Raw genomic sequence first — 17980 nt, 5'->3', positions numbered from 1 at the left:
AGGCACGTCACCTCGGACCGACGCCGATCCGCGTCACGGGGCGTCACACGCGGCCGGACGGCCGGGCGCTCGGGCTCTCGGGCGCTCGGACCCTGCCCTGCCGATCGCCCCTGCATCCCGGCGCTGCTCGGTCGCCGACCCATGCCGCCACGATGTAAACATCCCGCCACACGATTGCGTGGCGGGATGTTTACATCGTGGTGGCGTGGTGGCGTGGTGGCGTGGTGGCGTGGCGGTCGGGCAGGCGACCGTCAGCTCTGGCAGTGAGGGCACCAGTACGTGTCGCGCAGCTCGAGTTCGCTCTCGCCGAGCTCGCCCCTCTTGATCTTGGTGCCGCAGCGCAGGCACGGTTTGCCCGCCCGGCCGTAGACCCAGTCGGTCGTGCCGCGGAGGTTGCCGGTCGTCGTGCGGTCGACGCGGTCTTTGTTGGCCTGGATCAGCCGGTGAGCGAGGTCGATCATCTTGGGTCGGTTCTCGACCTCGCCGACGGGACGGGTCGGGAGCACGCCCCTCAGGAAGCAGAGCTCGTTGCGGTACACGTTGCCGACACCCGCCAGCACCCGTTGGTCGAGCAGCGCGAGCCCCACCTCGCGGGACGGGTCGGCCTCGAGGTTGGCGAGGGCGCGCGCCGCGTCCCAGTCGGGGCCGAGGAGGTCGGGGCCGAGGTACGAGACCACGCTGTCGTCGTCGTCGCGGGCCACGAGCTCGACGATGCCGAGGTCGAACCCGACGGCGACCCAGTCGGCGGTCTCGAGCACGACGCGCGCCTGGTAGGCCGGACGTCTCCACTTCGTGCCGTGCCGGTAGACGTGCCACGAGCCCTCCATCTTGAGGTGCGTGTGCAGCGTCAGGTCGCCGATGTGGTGCAGCAGGTGCTTGCCACGGGCGATCACGTCGTCGATCACCTCACCGCTGAGGTCGACGGTCGCGAACGCCGGCACCCGGAAGTCGCTGGCGGTGAGCGTCTGGCCGTGCAGGACCGCGTCGAGGTTCTTGGCGGCGCGGTAGACGGTGTCTCCTTCGGGCATCGGTCAGGCCCTCAGCCGGATGCCGCTCGGCGTCGGTGCGAACCCCGCGTCGCGCAGGGCGTCGCCGAGGGCGGTACCCAACACGAACTCGCCGTCGACCCGTTCGACCGCGAGCTTGCCGATGCGGTTGCGCACGGTGGCGGCCAGCGAACCCGCGGCCAGGGCGAGCTCGCGCTCGTCCGGCTCACCGAAGGTCAGCACCGTCTTGCCGCCGCGCTCCACGTAGACGACGAGCCGCCCGTCGACGAGCACCACGAGCGAACCGGCCTTGCGCCCCGGGCGGTGACCGGACTTCTTCTTGCCGCCCGCGCCTCCTGGGGTGTCGCTCGTCGCCCGGTCGTCGCCCCCCGAGGAGGCGCGGGTCGAGCCGGCGGCGGAGCCCGCCTCGGCGCGCTCCCCGGCTCCGGTCGCCGTGGTCGCCGTCGCCGCGGTGGCGGCTCGTGCCGCCGCGCTCGCGACGGCCGCGGCCTCGTCGGCGGAGACGCCGTCGAGCGTCTGCCCGGGCCACGGCAGGGCGGCGCCGTAGGGGTTCGCCGGGTCGGTGGCGGCCAGGGTCACCACGGGCACGTCGCGCTGACGACCCGCGGCGACGAGGGTGTCGTCGTCGCGGCGGTCGCCCTCGTCACGGACGAACGAGCGCAGGCGGTCGACCGTCGGCCCGGTCGCGAACTGCGCCGCTCCGAGGCCCTCGACGAAGTAGCCGCGGCGGGCGCGACCCGTCTCTTCGAAGCCGCTGAGCACCTTGTAGGCCGTCGAGAAGCCCCCGCGGACGCCCTCGTTGACGACGGCGCCCCGGGTGACGACGCCGTGTCGCTCGAGCAGGATCTCGGCCGTCGCGGCGGCACGCACGGTGCCGTCGGGTTCGGCCAGGGGCAGCAGCGACCAGCGGCCGCCGACGGTGGGCGGGCCCGCCTGTCGGGGCATGGCGACCCGTCCGCGGCTGCGGTACGACGAGCGTGACCGCGTCGGGGTGCGCGGCCGCGGCGTGCGTCCGCCGCCGACCTGGGTGCGCAGGGGAGCAAAAGTGTCGTTGGTGATCTGCCCCGCCCAGACGAGCTGCCAGATGGCGGTGACGAGCGAGTCGTCGTCGGTGCTGCCGACGGCGTCGGAGAGCTGCCGGAAGAAGTACGCCCCGCCGCCGGCCAGGGCGGCCAGCACCTCGCGTTGCAGGTCGTCGGTCTCGGCCCCGGACGGTTCGGGCAGGGTGACCTGGGCGCCGTCGGCGAGGTGCAGGCTGACCCAGCCGTCGTTGCCGGGCAGGGTGCCGGTGCCCGACCAGATGACGTCGCCGGTGGCGGTGAGCTCGTCGAGCATGGACGGGTTGTAGTCGGTCACGCGGGCCGGCAGGATCAGGGACTCCCACGCCGAGGCGGGCAGCGAGACCCCGCTGAGCTGGTCGACGACCTGGACCACGCCGTCGAGGCCGCGCAGCCCCGAACCCTTGAGCCCGGTGGCGACGTGCTGCCAGGCGGGCAGGAAGCGTCCGAGCGTCTCGGGGGCGACCGGTTCGACCTCGTGACGCAGGGCGGCCAGCGACTTGCCGCGCAGTCGACGCAGCACCTCGGAGTCGCACCACTCGCTGCCCTGCTGCCGGGGCCGGAACTCGCCCTCGACGACGCGACGCTGGGTGGCGAGCTTGCGCAGGGTGTCCATCACGACGGCGGTGCCGAGGCCGAGACGGTCGGCCACCATGGCGGGGGTGAAGGGGCCGTGGGTGCGGGCGAACCGGCCGATGAGGTCGCCCAGCGGGTCGTCGACCGGTTCGACGAACGCGGTCGGCACGCCGATCGGCAGGGCGACGCCGAGGGCGTCCCGGAGGCGCGAGGCGTCCTCGATGCCGGCCCAGCGGACCGTGCCGGCGTGGGTGAAGCGGAGGACGCGGTTCGACCAGGCGAGGTCGGTCAGGGCGGTCTCGAGCGCGCGGTGGGCGTCGTCGCGGGCGGCGACGTCGCCGGCGACGAGGGTCGCGGCGAGCCAGCTGCGGTCGATGATCTCGTCGGTCGTCAGCGGGCCGAGCAGGCGCAACAGGTCGACGACGCCCTCGATGTCGCGGGCCCGACGGTCGGCAGCGAGGCGCTGCAGTTCGAGCTCGTGCTGGTCGATGACGTCGGCGTCGAGCAGCTCGCGCAGCTCGGCCCGGCCGAGCAGCTCTTGCAGCAGGCTCGAGTCGAGCGACAGGGCGGCCGCACGCCGCTCGGCGAGCGGTGAGTCGCCTTCGTACATGAAGGCGGCGACGTAGCCGAAGAGCAGCGACCGGGCGAAGGGCGAGGGCACCTCGGTCTCGGTCTCGACGATGCGCACGGTGCGGCTGGCGAGGTCGCGGGTGAGGCTCATCAGGGCCGGCAGGTCGTAGACGTCCTGCAGGACCTCGCGGACGGCCTCGAGCACGATCGGGAACTGCGGGTACTTGCGCGCGACGTCGAGCAGCTGCGACGACCGCTGGCGTTGCTGCCAGAGCGGCGACCGCTTGCCGGGGTTGTACCGGGGCAGCAACAGCGCCCGGGCGGCGCACTCGCGGAAGCGCGACGAGAACAGGGCGGAGCCGCCGACCTCTTCGGTGACGATCTCGTCGAGGTCGTCGAGCTCGAACGAGAACAACTCGGCCCCGGGAGGCTCGGCGTCGGTGTCGGGGATGCGCACGACGATGCCGTCGTCGGCGGCCATGGCCCCGCCGTCGACCCCGAGCTGGTCGCGGATGCGGGCCGAGACCGCCAGTGCCCACGGGGCGTGGACCTGCATGCCGTAGGGCGAGTGCAGGATGAGGCGCCAGTCGCCGAGCTCGTCGCGGAAGCGCTCGACCACGAGGGTGGTGTCGGTCGGCACGTACGACGTGGCGGCTTTCTGCTCGCCGAGGAACGCGATGAGGTTGCGAGCCGCACGCTCGTCGAGGCCGCCGGCGGCGACGCGGGTGGTGGCGTCGGCCTCGCTCGAGTTCGACAGTTCGCGGACGTAGCCGCCGATGGCCTTGCCGAGCTCGGCGGGGCGCCCGATGCCGTCGCCCTTCCAGAAGGGGACGCGGCCGGGCTGGCCGTAGGCGGGCGAGACGAGCACACGGTCGTGGGTGATGTCCTCGATGCGCCAGCTCGTGGCCCCGAGGGCGAACACGTCGCCGACCCGGGACTCGTAGACCATCTCTTCGTCGAGCTCGCCGACGCGGGCGGCCTTCTCGCCGACCATGAAGACGCCGAAGAGGCCCCGGTCGGGGATGGTGCCGCCGCTCGTCACCGCGAGGCGTTGGGCGCCCGGGCGGCCGGTCAGGGTGCCGTGCACGCGGTCCCAGACGATGCGCGGCCGCAGTTCGGCGAACTCGTCGGAGGGGTACTTGCCGCTGAGCAGGTCGAGTGTGGCGTCGAAGGCGGAGCGCGGCAGGGTGGTGAACGGGGCGCTGCGGCGCACCGTGTCGAACCAGGCGTCGGCGTCGAGTTCGTCGAGGGCGACGGCCGCGACGGTCTGCTGGGCCAGCACGTCGAGGGGGTTGGTCGGCACGCGCAGCTCTTCGATGAGCCCGGCGACCATGCGCTCGGCGGCGACGGCGGAGTGGATCAGGTCGGCCCGGTGCTTGGGGAACAGCACGCCCCGCGAGGTCTCGCCGACCTGGTGCCCGGCACGGCCGACGCGCTGCAGGCCGCTGGCGACCGACGGCGGCGACTCGACCTGGATGACCAGGTCGACCGCACCCATGTCGATGCCGAGCTCGAGCGAGCTGGTGGCGACGACGCAGCGCAGCCGGCCGCTCTTCAGGTCGTCCTCGATCAGGGCGCGTTGGTCTTTCGACACCGACCCGTGGTGGGCCCGGGCGAGCAGGGGATCGCTGCCGGCGGTCTGCCCCGACCCGCCCATGAGCTGGGCCGGTGCCCCGCCGCCGACGGCCGGGTTGCGCTGTGCGGCGGGCGCCGGGGCGAAGGGATCGACGGTGTCGGAGGCCGGGTCGTCGCCGACGCCACCGGCCGTGACCAGCTGGCCCCGTGCCTCCTCGGTGGCACGCACGGCGGCCTCGAGGTCGCCGCCCTGGCGTTCGATCCAGATGTCGTTGAGGCGGGCCGTGAGGCGTTCGGCCAGGCGGCGTGAGTTCGAGAAGACGATGGTCGAGCGGTGCGCGGCGATCAGGTCGACGATGCCCTCTTCGACGTGCGGCCAGATCGAGCCCTGCGGTGCGGCGCCGGCGGCCGACCCTTCGAGCGGGGCGGCGGTGCCGAGCTCGGTCATGTCGTCGACGGGCACGACGACGCGCAGGTCGAACTTCTTGTCGGCGCGGGGATTGACGATGGTGACGGGTGCCGGCCCGGCCAGGAAGCGGGCGACCTCTTCGGGCGGTCGGACGGTCGCGCTGAGCCCGATGCGCTGCGCGGGCTTCTCGAGCAGGGCGTCGAGGCGCTCGAGCGAGAGGGCGAGGTGGGCGCCGCGCTTCGTCGAGGCGACGGCGTGGACCTCGTCGATGATGACGGTCTGCACGCCCTTGAGGGTCTCGCGCGCCTGCGAGGTGAGCATCAGGTAGAGCGACTCGGGCGTCGTGATGAGGATGTCGGTCGGGGTGCGGGCGAGCCGGCCGCGATCGCTCGAGCTCGTGTCGCCCGAGCGCACGCCCACCGTGATGTCGGGAGCCTCGGTGCCCAGACGTCGAGCGGTCTGGGTGATGCCCACGAGCGGCGAGCGGAGGTTGCGCTCGACGTCGACGCCGAGCGCCTTGAGCGGAGAGATGTAGAGCACGCGGGTGCGGTGCAGCTTCTCGTCGGGCGGCGGCGACGAGGCCAGCGAGTCGATCGACCAGAGGAACGAGGCGAGCGTCTTGCCCGAGCCGGTCGGTGCGATGACGAGGGCGTGGTCGCCCTGGCTGATGGCCGTCCAGGCGCCCTCTTGCGCCCGGGTCGGCGCGGCGAAGGCCCCCCGGAACCACTCGCGGGTCGCGGGGGAGAAGCGGTCGAGCACGTCGGTCATCGCTGCCATCCTGCTCTGCACCACCGACATTCCGCCGAGGGGTCAGCCCAGCACGGTGGCCTCGCCCCGACGTCCTGAGCGCGTGGCGAACGCATCCAGCGCCTCGAGGACCTCGTCCGCCCGCCAGATCGTGCCCATCTTGTACTCGGCCTTCCATCGATGCCAGAAGGCAATCGAAGCAAATTATGACTTAGGAACCGAAGTCATAATCGACGGCACGGCTGGCAGGTCGCCGAACTCTTCTCACTCTTTGAGGGTCTCGAGTTCCATGCGCTGAAGCATCTGCAGAAAGAACTGTGAACCGCTGTCGCTTCGCGTTTGGACTAAGCGACTTAGCGACTCAATCTTGTCCAACGTCTAGTCCCAGGGATTTAACCGCGATGCACGTTCGCCGCAGCCGCCAAGCGGCTACGCAAGGTGCGAGTCTCCGCTGTAGTACTAAGTTTTGATGCTGATGCGGCTCGCTTGACGGCTTCCAAGGCCTGAGGCGTCGACTGACGGACTTCCTCAATGGCCCAAAGAGAAGTTGCAACGGCCACCATGTCAGTTTGGCCCTCCTTTTTTAATCCTTCGATCGCAGACTCATAACTCTTACGCCCTGCAGCAACGAGACCCCTGCGAAAGTCAATAAGTCCTTGAGTAGCTTCATAAACATGAGTCTCCGCGATTGACTCGTGTTGGACTGCGATACGAAGGTGCGCCTGTGCTTCCTCCGGCTTGCCCATATGCGCTAAAGCAAATGCGGCATTGTTATTAAGAAGAGCATCCTTGGGATGCGTCTGCAGGCCATCTCTGGCCAAGGCTAACCCCGTAACATAATCCGCCTCACCTAGCGACGCAGTATAAGATCCGAAGGTTATTGGCTCGATAGCAAAGGGTTGATCTCGGTGCCAATTCACCGCCTCGGCCGTGGCCTCGTGCCAACTCCCGGCTCGAGAATGGCTAATGGCCCTGGCTTCGTAGCCGCCTTTGACGTCAAGAAGCTTCGGGTCAAATCGAAGGTCCCCTTTTTCTGACATCGATGCAGCTTGAGCCACCGCATTCTCGGTAGGACTAATGAGCGATTGTGCAAAAAGATTTCGCGCCCTTCGATCCCTACCGGACATTATTTCGCCACTTGCAAGTTCGCTTGCTAGTTCACTTAGTGCGAACGGGGAAAATTGCGCGCTTGTTAGCAGCTCCCTTGCTGCACGCGCATGTTGAAATCTGCCGTAGGCCAACTGGGCTGTAGACAACTCCGCGGATAGTAGCCACGGATCGTATTTAAGTCGCGCCGAGCGGGCTAGAACGCGGTTAGCGCGTTCTGGATCTTCCAGGTGCACGAACAAGCGGGCTGCGGCCCGAAGAACAAACCTCGAGTCCAGGCTTAACCCGAGGGCCGTTTCCATCGCCCGTATTGACTTCTTTGAGTTGCCGAGAGTGGCAAAGGCTAGAGATAAGTCGACCCACAGCACGGCGTTCCTTGGTCGTTCCTTCAGCCGATACCGCAGCGTCGAAATTTCAGTCTTCCGTGCTTGCGAGGTGCTGCCTTCAAGGGTTTCATCCTGCGGGCTCCGGTGCCTAAATGCGGCCCACATGCTAAAGCCCCTTAAAGGCTCCGGTGTGCCTGGATCAAGCGCCAGCTCATCTGCAAGTGACCGCGTCTCGTCGTCATCAATGTTGGCCGAAATGAGAGCGTTCAATAAATCGGCACGTGTAAATGGACCAGGCGCATCTGTTACAGACTGTCGTAGTGTTGCAATCTCAGAACTAATGTCCTCGGGTTCAGGCCGATGCAGTGCACCTAACTCGCCTGCGACCACTGTTCGACGAAAGCTTCTCCATCGGGGAATCACTTGTCGATCATCTTCGCGGCTTGCTTTAGCGCTCATTATGCGGCTGCCACCCTAACTGCCAGGCGCCGGCCGAGGAGATCGAGTTGCGCCACAACACGTTCCAAGGAAAACGGCGATTGGCCGCGTTTGCGCGCCTGCGGGTGGCCCCGGAGAGTCGCGTCTGGGGCGCACAGATAGCCGATGATGTCGGTCAGATCGTCGGCAATAAGAGGCGAGAGTGTCGAGCGCAGATATTCGAGAGAACCTTCGAACGCCTCGGTCACGTAGGGCAAGGCCTCAGGATAGGAGTCTCCAAAAGTATCCCAATGATGGTCGTCACTGAGGCGTAAGGACATAAGACCGTTTAGAGTTACGCCGCCAAATATGAACGCAATGAGATTCCCAAGTTGATATAGGTCTGCAGCATATCGACGGACTGCCCTGTCAGGATACTCGTGTCGGTAGAGCTGCTCCGGCGGTGCGTAACTCTTGTCTCCCGGACGTACCATCGCATCGTGCGCAGTCGGCGCACCTGGTCGAAATGCGCGTCCGAGGTCGGCTATTTTGCCCTCCGAGCCTGCTTCGCCCCGCTCGAAAACAAGAAAGTTGGAGGGCTTAAGGTCTTGGTGAGCTACTTCAAACCGGTGTAACTGTCGGAGACCGGTTGCGAGTTGGTGAACCATCTCCACCTTGATGAGCACATTAATTTGCTCGCCTTGGCTCAGGGCGATGCGCACATCACTTGTTGCAAGCTCGAAAATAATATAATTTATACTTCCTAGTATGAACCCGGGAAGCGTGAACTGGCCGTGGTCTATAGCGGTAACCACTTTGGACAGTCTGCGCTCACCGCACAAAATTAGGAGGTCCCGTTCGGCGATGTATTCGTTGATTGTCAGCTGGAGTAGGTTGATATCACCGAATACCCGGACTAGGTCCACGACCTTCAGAAAGCCCTGCCGACCATTGGTATGAGACACCGTGTAGGAGACACTGAACATTCCCCCGGTGGCTTCCGCAGCTCGTTTATGGAGAGCGCCGACAACCCAGCCGCCATCCAAGACTTGACCCTCTAAATGCAGAGCCGCATTGTGTTCATCAAAAGACGTCATGAGCCCCCTCCTAAAGGCGATAGTAGTTGCTGTAGCAGAGACAATGTCTGCTAGGTCTCACCGGGACCGTGTCGGCCGCCCGGCTACGGTGGGCGCATGCCGAACCTGCTCCACCTCGACTCGTCAGCCGACCTCACGACGAGCCGCTCACGCGCGATCACCGCGGCGTTCGCGGACGCCTGGCGCGACCTCGGCGCCGACCACACGGTCACCCGCCGCGACCTGCACGTCGACCCGCTGCCGCACCTGAGCGACAGCGCGCTGCACTGGCCGCCGCGGCTCCGGCAGCCGGGCGACGCCCCCGACCCCGCCCACGAGGCCCTGCAGCAGGCCCTCATCGCCGAACTCGTCGCCGCCGACGTCGTGGTGATCGGTGCCCCGCTCTACAACTACTCGCTGCCCTCGACGCTCAAGGCCTGGGTCGACAACATCCACCTGCCCGGCGTCACGGCGCCCTTCGACGGCGACGACCAGCAGCCGATGCTCGGACGACCCGCGGTCGTCGTGACCAGCCGCGGCGGCGTCTACGACGAGGGCACGCCGACGGCCGGCCGGGACCACGCCACCCCGGTCCTCGACATCGTCCTGGGGTCGACGCTCGGCATGCACGTCGAGACGATCGCCACGAACCTCACGCTCAGCGACCGGCTGCCGATGCCCGAGGCCGCCCGCGAGCGAGCGACGCGTGAACTGCGAGAGGCGAAGGAGGCGGCGGTCGCCTCGGCCCGCCGCCTCGGCTGACCGTGTCGTCGCGTCGACGAGGCGGCCGTCGGGCCGGGGCCGCACGTCGGCTGAAGTCGATCGTCGCCCGCGTCTTCGGCATGCTGGCCGCGGCGCTCGCCATCGTCGGGCTCGTGCGGTTGCTGCAGGGGCAGGCCGGGTTCGGTGCCGCCTTCCTCTTCGCGGCGTTCGTCTCGGTCGTCGTGGCCTACGCGCTCGTCCGCAGCGTGAACGCGTCCCGCCGCTGACCGCAGCGGCGCCGGGAGCCGTGCCTGCGCCCGCACCGGCACCTGTGCCTGGGCGAGCCGTCGTGCGGCGTGGCTAGGCTCGACGGCATGCAGAGCCGCACCCTCGGAACCCGTTCACCCTTCCTCGCCGACCGTCCCGTCTCGGTCATCGGTCTCGGCACCTGGCAGCTCGGTGCCGACTGGGGCGACGTCAGCGAGAGCGACGCGCTCGACGTGCTGGGCGCCTCCGTCGAGTCCGGGGTGACCTTCTTCGACACCGCCGACGTGTACGGCGACGGGCGCAGCGAGCAGATCATCGGGCGCTTCCGTGCGTCGAACCCCGACGTGCCCCTCACGGTCGCGACGAAGATGGGCCGTCGGCTCGACCAGGTGCCGTCGAACTACGTCCGCGACAACTTCGTGGCGTGGACCGATCGTTCGCGCCGCAACCTCGGCGTCGACACGCTCGACCTGGTGCAGCTGCACTGCCCGCCCACCCCCGTCTTCGAGAGCGATGCGGTCTACGACGCCCTCGACGAGCTGGTCGAGAACGGTGCGATCCGTGCCTACGGCGTCAGCGTCGAGGAGACCGCCCAGGCCCTGACCGCCATCGCCCGACCGAACCTCGCGACCGTGCAGATCATCTTCAACGCGTTCCGTCTCAAGCCCCTCGACGAGGTGCTGCCGGCCGCGCGACGGGCCGGCGTCGGCATCATCGCGCGCGTCCCCCTCGCCAGCGGGTTGCTGTCGGGCAAGTACACGACCGAGACGACCTTCGCCGAGAACGACCACCGCACGTACAACCGTCACGGCGAGGCCTTCGACCAGGGTGAGACCTTCAGCGGTGTCGACTTCGAGCAGGGCGTCGCCGCCGCGCAGGAGTTCGCCGCGGCCGTCCCCGACGGCGTCACCGTGCCGCAGGCCGCCCTCGCGTGGATCGTCGAGCAGCCGGGCGTCAGCACGGTCATCCCCGGAGCGCGCAACGTGGCGCAGGCCACGGCGAACGCCGCGGCCGGCAGCGTCGGCGAGCTCGACGACGGGCTCGACAGCGAGGTCGTCCGCATCTACGACCAGTACTTCCGCGAGGCCGTCCACCCCCGCTGGTAGACCGGGTGCCGGCGGGCCGGCCCGGGGTCAGCGCCCGCGCGGTGCCGACACGAGTCGGCCCAGCAGTGCGACGCCCGACCCGATGAGCAGCCCGCCGACGACGTCGGACGTCCAGTGCGCCCCCACGTGGAGGCGCGACCACGAGACCGCACCGGCCAGCGGCAACAAGGCTGCCGCGGCTCCCGGCGACTCGATCGCGACGCCCGTCACGAAGCCGGCGGCACAGGCCGCGTGGCCGGACGGGAACGACGCGGACAGCGGCTGGCTGCGCAGACGTCGCTCGATCGGGACGTCGTCGATCAGGGGCCGGTTGCCGCCGAAGATGCGCTTGCCGACGATGTTCGCCATGGCGCTGGCGAAACCGAGCGACAGGGTGCCCCGCACCGCGGCACGACGCTGGCCGACGAGGGCGAGTCCTGCGGCGACCGCGGCCCACAAGAGTCCGTGGTCGGCGAAGTGGCTGAGGCGGCTGAGGTTGCGGTCGACGACCGGCACTCCTCGGACCGAGTTGATGCGTTTCGCGGCCCGTCGGTCGGCGCGCAGCACCCAGGCGGGCAGGACCTGACGGGGAGTCTCGGAAGGCAGTGGCAGCAGGGGCACGCGACCACCGTATCTTTCCCCGGGGGTGGTGCCGCGCCTCCTCGGTTACTGTCGTCGCTCCGCGCCGTCGACGTCACCCCCGACCGGGGTACAAGCTGGGCCGGCGCGCCCACTCCGCCGCGTACACCGGGGGCATGGCAGACAACATGTACACCCCGCAGAACCCCGTCACCCAGTACCCCCAGCCTCCGTTCGAGCACCAGCAGCAGAGCGCTCCCGGCGACGTCCACGCCATGAAGCCCGAGCCCGACCACGGCGAGACCAGCTACGTCGGCAGCGGTCGCCTCGCCGGTCGCAAGGCCCTCGTCACCGGTGCCGACAGCGGCATCGGCCGCGCGACGGCCATCGCCTTCGCCCGCGAGGGTGCCGACGTCGCGCTGAGCTACCTCGCCGAGGAGCAGTCGCAGGCCGAGGAGGTCGCTGCACTCGTCCGCGAGGCCGGTCGCACCGCCGTCCTGTTGCCCGGCGACCTGCAGGTCGAGCAGACCAACGTCGACGTCGTCGAGAAGACGGTCGCCGAGCTCGGCGGCCTCGACATCCTGGCGATCATCGCCGGCGTCATGCCGACCGTCAGCAGCATCGACGACTTCGAGACCGAGACGCTCGACCACGTCCTCAAGGCCAACATCTACCCGCTGTTCTGGTTGACCAAGGCCGCCTCGACGCACCTGAAGCCGGGGGCCTCGATCATCACGACCTCGTCGATCCAGGGCTTCCAGCCCTCGCCCGACCTCGCCGAGTACGCCGTGTCGAAGGCCGGCATCGCCAACTGGACCCGCGCCATGGCCCAGCAGCTGGCCGAACGCGGCATCCGCGTCAACGGCGTCGCGCCCGGCCCCGTCTGGACGCCGCTGCAGCCCGCCTTCGTGCCGAACGAGAAGATCGAGAGCTTCGGCTCGGAGGCCGCCTACGGCCGCCCGGGCCAGGCCGTCGAGCTCGCCCCGTCGTTCGTCTTCCTGGCGAGCCAGGAGTCGAGCTACATCAGCGGCGAGACCATCGCCGTGACGGGTGGCACGCCGATCCACTGATCACCCTCCGCCCTCGAGGACGCCGTCGAGTGGACGGGACCCGCGACGCCACGCGGTGCCCCATTCGCTGGGCGGCGTCCTCGCGCGCGAGGCGAGCGAGGCGGGCGACGTGACCCCCCAGTCCGGACCGGCGGGCGTGGGCCCACCCGGCCCGTACCGGCGGGCGTGGTCCACACGGCCCGCACCTGCGGGGCAGGTCCGACAGGCCCGCACCGCCTGGCCCGAGCCGGGCTGGGCCCGGCTCAGGGGTGCCGCAAGCCCTGGCCCGCGATCACGGCCCGGTACCCCTCGCGGAAGGTCGGGTACTCGAAGGTGAATCCCGTGCCGCGTAGTCGTGCGTTCGACAACCGCTTGTCGCCGCCCGCCTGACGACCCCGAGGAGGCGCGCTCGGCGGCACGGGCGACCCCAGTTCGTCGGCCACGAACGCCAGCACGTCGTCGAGCCTCGACGGCTCGTCGTCGACCCCCACGTACAGGACGTCGGTCGGCGCCGAGGTGGTGGTGAGGTGCACGATCGCGGCCGCCGCGTCGTCACGGTGGATGCGGTTCGTGTGGGGCGAGCTGCCGGCCGGCTCGGCCAGTCGCGCGTCACCGTCGCGCACCTGGGTGATCAGTCGCTCACGGCCCGGGCCGTAGATGCCGCCGAGGCGCAGGACGATGCCGTCGGGACGACGTGCGTGCAGCAGGGCCTCGGCCTCGAGGATGACCTCGGCCGTGGGGGAGGCGCCGGTCGCCGGCGTGGTCTCGTCGACGACGCTGCCGTCGTCGACGTCGTACACGGCGGTCGACGAGACGAACAGCACCTGGGCGTCGACCGCCCCGGCCTCGTCGAGTGCGTCGAGGACGTTCCTCAGGCCGTCGACGTAGGACGCCCGGTAGGTGTCGACGTCGCGGGACCCGGCCGAGAGGGCGACGACGACGATCTCGGTGTCGGCGGGGAGCGTGGGGCGGGTGTTGCTCAGGTCGATCGAGACTCCCTCGATCGAGGTCGGCAGCTTGCCCGCCGAGCGACGGAGGCCGAGGACGCGCTGCCCGAGGGCGACGAACCGCAGGGCGGCCTCGGTGCCGAGGTCGCCGCAGCCGGCGAGGACGACGGTCACCGGCTCGCCTCGTCACGCGAGGGCGTCGACTCGGACGCGAAGCGATCGGTCGCCGTGATGAGCGCGTCGAGGATGCCCGGCTCGTCGAACGCGTGGCCGGCGTCGTCGACCAGGACGAACTCGGCGTCGGGCAGGGCGGCGTGCAGGTCGAAGGCCGTCGTCGCCGGTGTGCACAGGTCGTAGCGGCCCTGCACGATGACCGTCGGGATGTGCGAGACGAGGTGTGCGTCGCGGATCAGCTGGCCCTCGTCGAGGAAGCCACGATGGACGAAGTAGTGGTTCTCGATGCGGGCGAAGGCCAGCGCGAACGCCGGGTCGGAGTACCGCTCGACCAGGTCGGGGCGGGGCAGCAGGGTGATCGCCGAGGCCTCCCACGACGACCAGGCCACGGCCGCGGGGCCGTGGACGGCGGGGTCGGGATCGGCGAGGAGTCGCGCATAGGCCTCGATCAGCCCGCCGGGGCGCCGCTGGTCGGGGGGCACCGGGGCGAGGTAGCCCTGCCACCGGTCGGGCAGGACGTTCGACGCCGCGCCCTCGTAGAACCAGTCGAGCTCGCTCTGTCGCAGGGTGAAGATGCCGCGCAGCACGAGCTCGGTGACGCGGTCGGGGTGGGTCTCGGCGTAGGCGAGCGCGAGGGTCGAGCCCCACGAGCCGCCGAACACCTGCCAGCGGTCGATGCCCAGGTGCTCGCGCAGGGTCTCGAGGTCGGCCACGAGGTGGCGGGTCGTGTTCGTCGAGAGGTCGGTGCCGAACGTGCCGGCGTGGGGCGTGCTGCGACCCGCCCCGCGTTGGTCGAGCAGCACGATGCGGTACCGGTCGGGGTCGAACAGGCGGCGGTGCGCGGATGACGACCCACTGCCGGGCCCGCCGTGCAGGAAGACCACCGGCTTGCCGTCGGGGTCGCCGCATTCTTCCCACCAGACCTGCTGGCCGTCGCCGACGTCGAGCAGGCCGGAGTCGTGGGGTTCGATCTCGGGGTAGAGCTGGCGCATGCGGACGAGCGTAGCCGGGGGAGCCGACACCGGCAGGGGAGGCGCGGCGCCTGGGGGCGACGACCCGCGCCTCCTCGTCCGGGGAGGAACCGTCGCCGACGGACGGTCGCGGACGGGCTCAGAGGCGGGCGACGGTCAGGTCGTCCTCGACGCCGTCGAACCATCGATCGAGCACGGCCCGGAACTCGGGTTCGGCCGGGTCGGCCCGCGCGAACAGGGTCATCGACGAGCGCAGCTTGAGGGCGTCGATCCCGCCCATCAGCTCGCCGGCGCTCGCGGCGTCCGCCCGGGCCGCGACGCCCGCCGCCTCGCGCAGGCGCGGGCCGAGCAGGGGATGGGCGAGGTAGGCCCGCGCCTCGTCGAGCGATCGGATCGCGTAGGTGCGGTCCATGCCGCTGCGGCCGAGGCCGGCGATCTGCGGGAAGACGAACCACATCCAGTGCGAGGTCTTCCGCCCGCGGCGCAGCTCGGCCAGGGCCTGGTCGTGGGTGCCGCCGGCGTCCTGCGCGTCGACGTACCGTCCGAGGTCGAAGGGATCGCTCATCGCCCCGTTCTACGCGCCGCGGGTCGAGCCGTCTCCCCCCTGGCGCGGAGGCCGAGGACGGCGCTACCCTGGTCGGCTGCCCTGCCGGGCGGCGGACCACGTCCCCGCCTCGACCCCGGAGCCCCCGTGACCGACATCGTGATCGACGAGATCGTCGTGCCCGACACCCTCGAGCCCCGTTCCGACGCCGGAGCCGACGCCGATGCCGGCCACGACGCCGATGCCAACCGCGCCGACCGCGCTGACCACGCCGCACGCGTCGCCGCCTACGTCGAGGCCATCGGCCTCGAGAACGCCGTCCAGGCCGAGGTGCTCGGCTTCGGCGACCTCGACTTCGGCCCGGCCGAACAGCTGCCGCAGTGGCACGACCGGTTCACGCCGCGGCGGCTGTTCGTGGTGCGGTCCGGTGGTCGCATCGTCGGCCAGGCCACCTACGAGACGCTCGCCGACCCGACCGTCACGACCTGCTGGCTCTGGGTCGCCGTCGCCCCCGAGCACCGCCGCCGGGGGCTCGGCACGGCCCTGCTCGACCACGTCGAGGCCGTCGCCCGCGCGGCGGGCAGGACCGACGCGATCTCCTTCGTCGCGTCCGGCCAGGGCTCGCGCCCCGCCCCGGGCGACCGCCTCGAGGCCTCGACCGGTCACGGATGGGTGCCCCGCGCCTCCTCGGAGGTCCGGTTCGCGCTCTCGCGCGGCTATGCGCTCGGCCAGGTCGAGCGCATCAGCCGCCTGCCCCTGCCGGTCGACGAGGAGGCGCTGGCCGCGATCCGCTCCGAGGCGCTCGCCGCGGCGGGGGACGAGTACCGCGTCCACACCTGGTCCGGCCCCACGCCTCCGCGCTGGCGGTCCGACGTCGCGGCGATGGCGACCGCGTTGAGCACCGACGCACCGATGGGTGACGTGCCGGAGCCCGAGGACGTCTGGACCGTCGACCGCCTGGTCGAGGCCGAGCAGCGACGCGCCGCGAGCGGGCGGGCCTCGCTGACCGCGGCGGCCGAGCACGTGCCGACCGGCCGACTCGTCGCGTGCTCCGACCTCGCGGTTCCCGACGACGCGTCGCGGCCCGCGATGCAGCAGATGACCCTCGTGCGGCGTGAGCACCGCGGGCACCGGCTGGGCTGGCTCGTCAAGGTCGCCAACCTCGACCGACTGATCGCGGAGAAGCCGGGACGCCCGTCCGTGCTGACCTTCAACGCCGAGGAGAACCGGCCCATGCTCGCGGTCAACGAGGCCGTCGGGTTCGTGCCGATCGGCGTCGAGGGGGTGTGGCACCGGCTGCTGTGAGGCGGGAGGCGGGCCTGCCGGTCGGTCGGGCCCGGAGACGGGTCAGGCGACGAAGTCGGCGCTGACCTCGGCGGTGACCTCGATGTCGTCCGGGTGCAGGTCGAACGCCACGGGGCCGCCCGACGAGAACGTCGCGACGGCACGGGCCAGGCCGAACGGGCTGCCTCCACCGGGAGCGCCGGGCCGCAACCCCGGCTCGAAGACCGACTGCAGCGTCGGCCGACCGAGCCCGAGCGCCTCGGCGTAGTCGCCGGCCCGGGTGACCGCGTCGGCGATCGCGGCGACCCGCACGGCCTTCTCGACCTCGGGCCGGCGGTCGTGGCTGAGCGACCACTCGATCCACTCGACGGTGACGCCCGGTTCGACGGCGACGTCGCCCACCCACGACGCCAACGCGTCGAAGTCGCTGAACCGCACGTCGACGGCGGCCCGGGTGCGGAACCGCACCACCGAGGAGGCGCGGGTCGCGTCGGCCCCGTCGCCCCGGTCGGTCGTCGCCTCGGTCTCGACCGCGACCGTGACGCTCTGTGCGCTCCACCAGGTGGCGGCCTCCTGGCGGCGCCAGGCCGTCGCCTGCTCGGTGAGGCGGGAGTGCACGGCGGCGGTGTCGCGGACGACCCTCTCACGGTCGTCACCGTCGAAGCCCACGGTGAGGTGGACGACACCGCGCTCGGCACGGTGGCGGTGGGTGGCGGAACCGGACACCGAGAGTGTCGCCATCGCGCGCCTCCTTCGTTCGTCGGGGGTGAGGGGCCGGGGCGGGCCCCGGATCAGTCGGTGGAGTCGGCGCCGGCGACCGACACGGGTGCGTCGGCGTCGACGGCCGGAACGGCGGTCACACGGCCGATGAACGCGTTGAGGTCGTCGAGCTCTTCTTGCGAGATGCCGTGGGCCAGGCCCGGGTAGACGGTCTGTTCGGCGTCGGCGTGCGCCTCGAGCCAGGCCGAGGTGCGCTCGACGGCGTCGGCGGGGATGATCTGGTCGACGTCGCCGCGACCGTAGAAGACCGACGGGCGGACGGCCGCCACGGCGTCGTCCCGTGCGGCTGCGCGCTCGAGCGTGGCGTCGTCACCTGCGGCGGGGACCACGAACCCGGCGAGCACGGCGGCGAACGCGAACCGCTCGGGCGCATGCCGGATCAGCTGGAGCGAGAGCGAACCGCCCTGCGAGAAGCCGAGCAGGCTGACGCTCGGGTGAGCGGTCGCGAGGGAGTCGAGCCAGGCGAGCACGGCCTCGGCCGCGTCGTCGACGGCGCCCGGGTCGGGCGCACCGGGCGTCGAGAGCGGGTACCACGAGAACCCGTCGCCGTGGGGCAGTGGTGCCCGCAGCGACGCGACCACGAACTGCTGCGGCAGGTAGGGGGCGAGCGCGATCAGGTCGCCCTCGTGCGAGCCCACGCCGTGCAGCAACACGAGCAGGGGACGCCCGTCACGCTCGGCCTCGACGGCGGACCACTGGACGAGGGACGGGTCGATCTGCACCATGGACC

Annotated in this window: 15 protein-coding genes; 5 read left to right on the top strand and 10 right to left on the bottom strand. The window is 70.4% G+C overall.

Going from position 1 to position 17980, the window contains the following annotated elements; translation table 11 throughout:
- Nucleotides 1-251: 251 nt before the first annotated feature.
- From IFT79_RS04675 to IFT79_RS04660, 4 genes are all read right to left on the bottom strand, one after another.
- Complete coding sequence (locus IFT79_RS04675) at nt 252-1028, bottom strand: Fpg/Nei family DNA glycosylase (RefSeq protein ID WP_123571347.1); 777 nt, start codon at nt 1026-1028, stop codon at nt 252-254.
- Nucleotides 1029-1031: 3 nt separating this feature from the next.
- The gene (locus IFT79_RS04670; RefSeq protein WP_192123008.1) at nt 1032-5963 is read right to left on the bottom strand and encodes an Lhr family ATP-dependent helicase; all 4932 of its coding nucleotides are present in this window, start codon (nt 5961-5963) and stop codon (nt 1032-1034) included.
- A 371-nt stretch (nt 5964-6334) separates the two neighbouring features.
- Nucleotides 6335-7834 (bottom strand): tetratricopeptide repeat protein, encoded by a 1500-nt coding sequence (locus IFT79_RS04665; protein WP_192123007.1) that lies wholly within the window; start codon nt 7832-7834, stop codon nt 6335-6337.
- On the bottom strand, nt 7834-8889 hold the full coding sequence (locus IFT79_RS04660; RefSeq protein ID WP_192123006.1) for a protein kinase domain-containing protein: 1056 nt from the start codon (nt 8887-8889) through the stop codon (nt 7834-7836). Before IFT79_RS04660 ends, IFT79_RS04665 begins: the two co-directional genes overlap by 1 nt.
- Before the next feature lie 96 nt (nt 8890-8985).
- On the opposite strand from IFT79_RS04660, the gene IFT79_RS04655 reads away from it, so the two are divergent.
- From IFT79_RS04655 to IFT79_RS04645, 3 genes are all read left to right on the top strand, one after another.
- Complete coding sequence (locus tag IFT79_RS04655) at nt 8986-9630, top strand: FMN-dependent NADH-azoreductase (protein WP_043595916.1); 645 nt, start codon at nt 8986-8988, stop codon at nt 9628-9630.
- A 2-nt stretch (nt 9631-9632) separates the two neighbouring features.
- Nucleotides 9633-9857, top strand: coding sequence for a hypothetical protein (locus IFT79_RS04650; protein WP_043595914.1), 225 nt, complete (start codon nt 9633-9635; stop codon nt 9855-9857).
- An 87-nt stretch (nt 9858-9944) separates the two neighbouring features.
- On the top strand, nt 9945-10943 hold the full coding sequence (locus IFT79_RS04645; protein WP_056043777.1) for an aldo/keto reductase: 999 nt from the start codon (nt 9945-9947) through the stop codon (nt 10941-10943).
- 27 nt (nt 10944-10970) lie between these two features.
- Here the strand turns inward: IFT79_RS04645 and IFT79_RS04640 are convergent, their stop codons facing one another.
- Nucleotides 10971-11543, bottom strand: a complete 573-nt coding sequence (locus IFT79_RS04640) for a phosphatase PAP2 family protein (RefSeq protein ID WP_056043774.1) — start codon at nt 11541-11543, stop codon at nt 10971-10973.
- Nucleotides 11544-11677: 134 nt separating this feature from the next.
- Here IFT79_RS04640 and IFT79_RS04635 point away from each other — a divergent pair, with 134 nt between their 5' ends.
- Nucleotides 11678-12571, top strand: coding sequence for an SDR family oxidoreductase (locus IFT79_RS04635; RefSeq protein ID WP_123571344.1), 894 nt, complete (start codon nt 11678-11680; stop codon nt 12569-12571).
- Nucleotides 12572-12813: 242 nt separating this feature from the next.
- On the opposite strand, the gene IFT79_RS04630 is transcribed toward IFT79_RS04635, so the two are convergent.
- The 3 genes from IFT79_RS04630 to IFT79_RS04620 all read right to left on the bottom strand — a co-directional run bounded on the left by IFT79_RS04630 (nt 12814) and on the right by IFT79_RS04620 (nt 15207).
- Entirely contained in the window at nt 12814-13671 is an 858-nt protein-coding gene (locus IFT79_RS04630) for an NAD-dependent epimerase/dehydratase family protein (RefSeq protein WP_192123005.1), read from the bottom strand.
- Nucleotides 13668-14663, bottom strand: a complete 996-nt coding sequence (pip, locus tag IFT79_RS04625) for a prolyl aminopeptidase (protein WP_192123004.1) — start codon at nt 14661-14663, stop codon at nt 13668-13670. The genes IFT79_RS04630 and pip overlap by 4 nt, the downstream gene beginning before the upstream one ends.
- Before the next feature lie 118 nt (nt 14664-14781).
- Nucleotides 14782-15207 (bottom strand): DUF1810 domain-containing protein, encoded by a 426-nt coding sequence (locus IFT79_RS04620; RefSeq protein WP_056043763.1) that lies wholly within the window; start codon nt 15205-15207, stop codon nt 14782-14784.
- 126 nt (nt 15208-15333) lie between these two features.
- On the opposite strand from IFT79_RS04620, the gene IFT79_RS04615 reads away from it, so the two are divergent.
- Nucleotides 15334-16491 (top strand): GNAT family N-acetyltransferase, encoded by a 1158-nt coding sequence (locus tag IFT79_RS04615; RefSeq protein WP_192123003.1) that lies wholly within the window; start codon nt 15334-15336, stop codon nt 16489-16491.
- A 42-nt stretch (nt 16492-16533) separates the two neighbouring features.
- Here IFT79_RS04615 and IFT79_RS04610 read toward each other — a convergent pair whose 3' ends face one another.
- Together IFT79_RS04610 and IFT79_RS04605 are read right to left on the bottom strand one after the other, a co-directional pair.
- Nucleotides 16534-17211, bottom strand: a complete 678-nt coding sequence (locus IFT79_RS04610; protein ID WP_192123002.1) for an SIMPL domain-containing protein — start codon at nt 17209-17211, stop codon at nt 16534-16536.
- Nucleotides 17212-17261: 50 nt separating this feature from the next.
- Nucleotides 17262-17975 carry an alpha/beta hydrolase gene (locus IFT79_RS04605; RefSeq protein ID WP_192123001.1) on the bottom strand — a complete coding sequence of 238 codons (714 nt, stop codon included), beginning with the start codon at nt 17973-17975 and terminating at the stop codon, nt 17262-17264.
- Nucleotides 17976-17980 lie beyond the last annotated feature (5 nt).

The sequence above is a fragment of the Frigoribacterium sp. CFBP 8759 genome, assembly GCF_014841655.1.
Taxonomy (GTDB): domain Bacteria; phylum Actinomycetota; class Actinomycetes; order Actinomycetales; family Microbacteriaceae; genus Frigoribacterium.
This window is presented reverse-complemented; position numbering and strand designations above follow the sequence as displayed.

Coding starts and splice junctions, on each gene's coding strand:
- IFT79_RS04675 (WP_123571347.1), bottom strand. CDS start 1,028: ATGCCCGAAGGAGACACCGTCTACCGCGCCGCCAAGAACCTCGACGCG.
- IFT79_RS04670 (WP_192123008.1), bottom strand. CDS start 5,963: ATGACCGACGTGCTCGACCGCTTCTCCCCCGCGACCCGCGAGTGGTTC.
- IFT79_RS04665 (WP_192123007.1), bottom strand. CDS start 7,834: ATGAGCGCTAAAGCAAGCCGCGAAGATGATCGACAAGTGATTCCCCGA.
- IFT79_RS04660 (WP_192123006.1), bottom strand. CDS start 8,889: ATGACGTCTTTTGATGAACACAATGCGGCTCTGCATTTAGAGGGTCAA.
- IFT79_RS04655 (WP_043595916.1), top strand. CDS start 8,986: ATGCCGAACCTGCTCCACCTCGACTCGTCAGCCGACCTCACGACGAGC.
- IFT79_RS04645 (WP_056043777.1), top strand. CDS start 9,945: ATGCAGAGCCGCACCCTCGGAACCCGTTCACCCTTCCTCGCCGACCGT.
- IFT79_RS04635 (WP_123571344.1), top strand. CDS start 11,678: ATGGCAGACAACATGTACACCCCGCAGAACCCCGTCACCCAGTACCCC.
- pip (WP_192123004.1), bottom strand. CDS start 14,663: ATGCGCCAGCTCTACCCCGAGATCGAACCCCACGACTCCGGCCTGCTC.
- IFT79_RS04620 (WP_056043763.1), bottom strand. CDS start 15,207: ATGAGCGATCCCTTCGACCTCGGACGGTACGTCGACGCGCAGGACGCC.
- IFT79_RS04610 (WP_192123002.1), bottom strand. CDS start 17,211: ATGGCGACACTCTCGGTGTCCGGTTCCGCCACCCACCGCCACCGTGCC.
- IFT79_RS04605 (WP_192123001.1), bottom strand. CDS start 17,975: ATGGTGCAGATCGACCCGTCCCTCGTCCAGTGGTCCGCCGTCGAGGCC.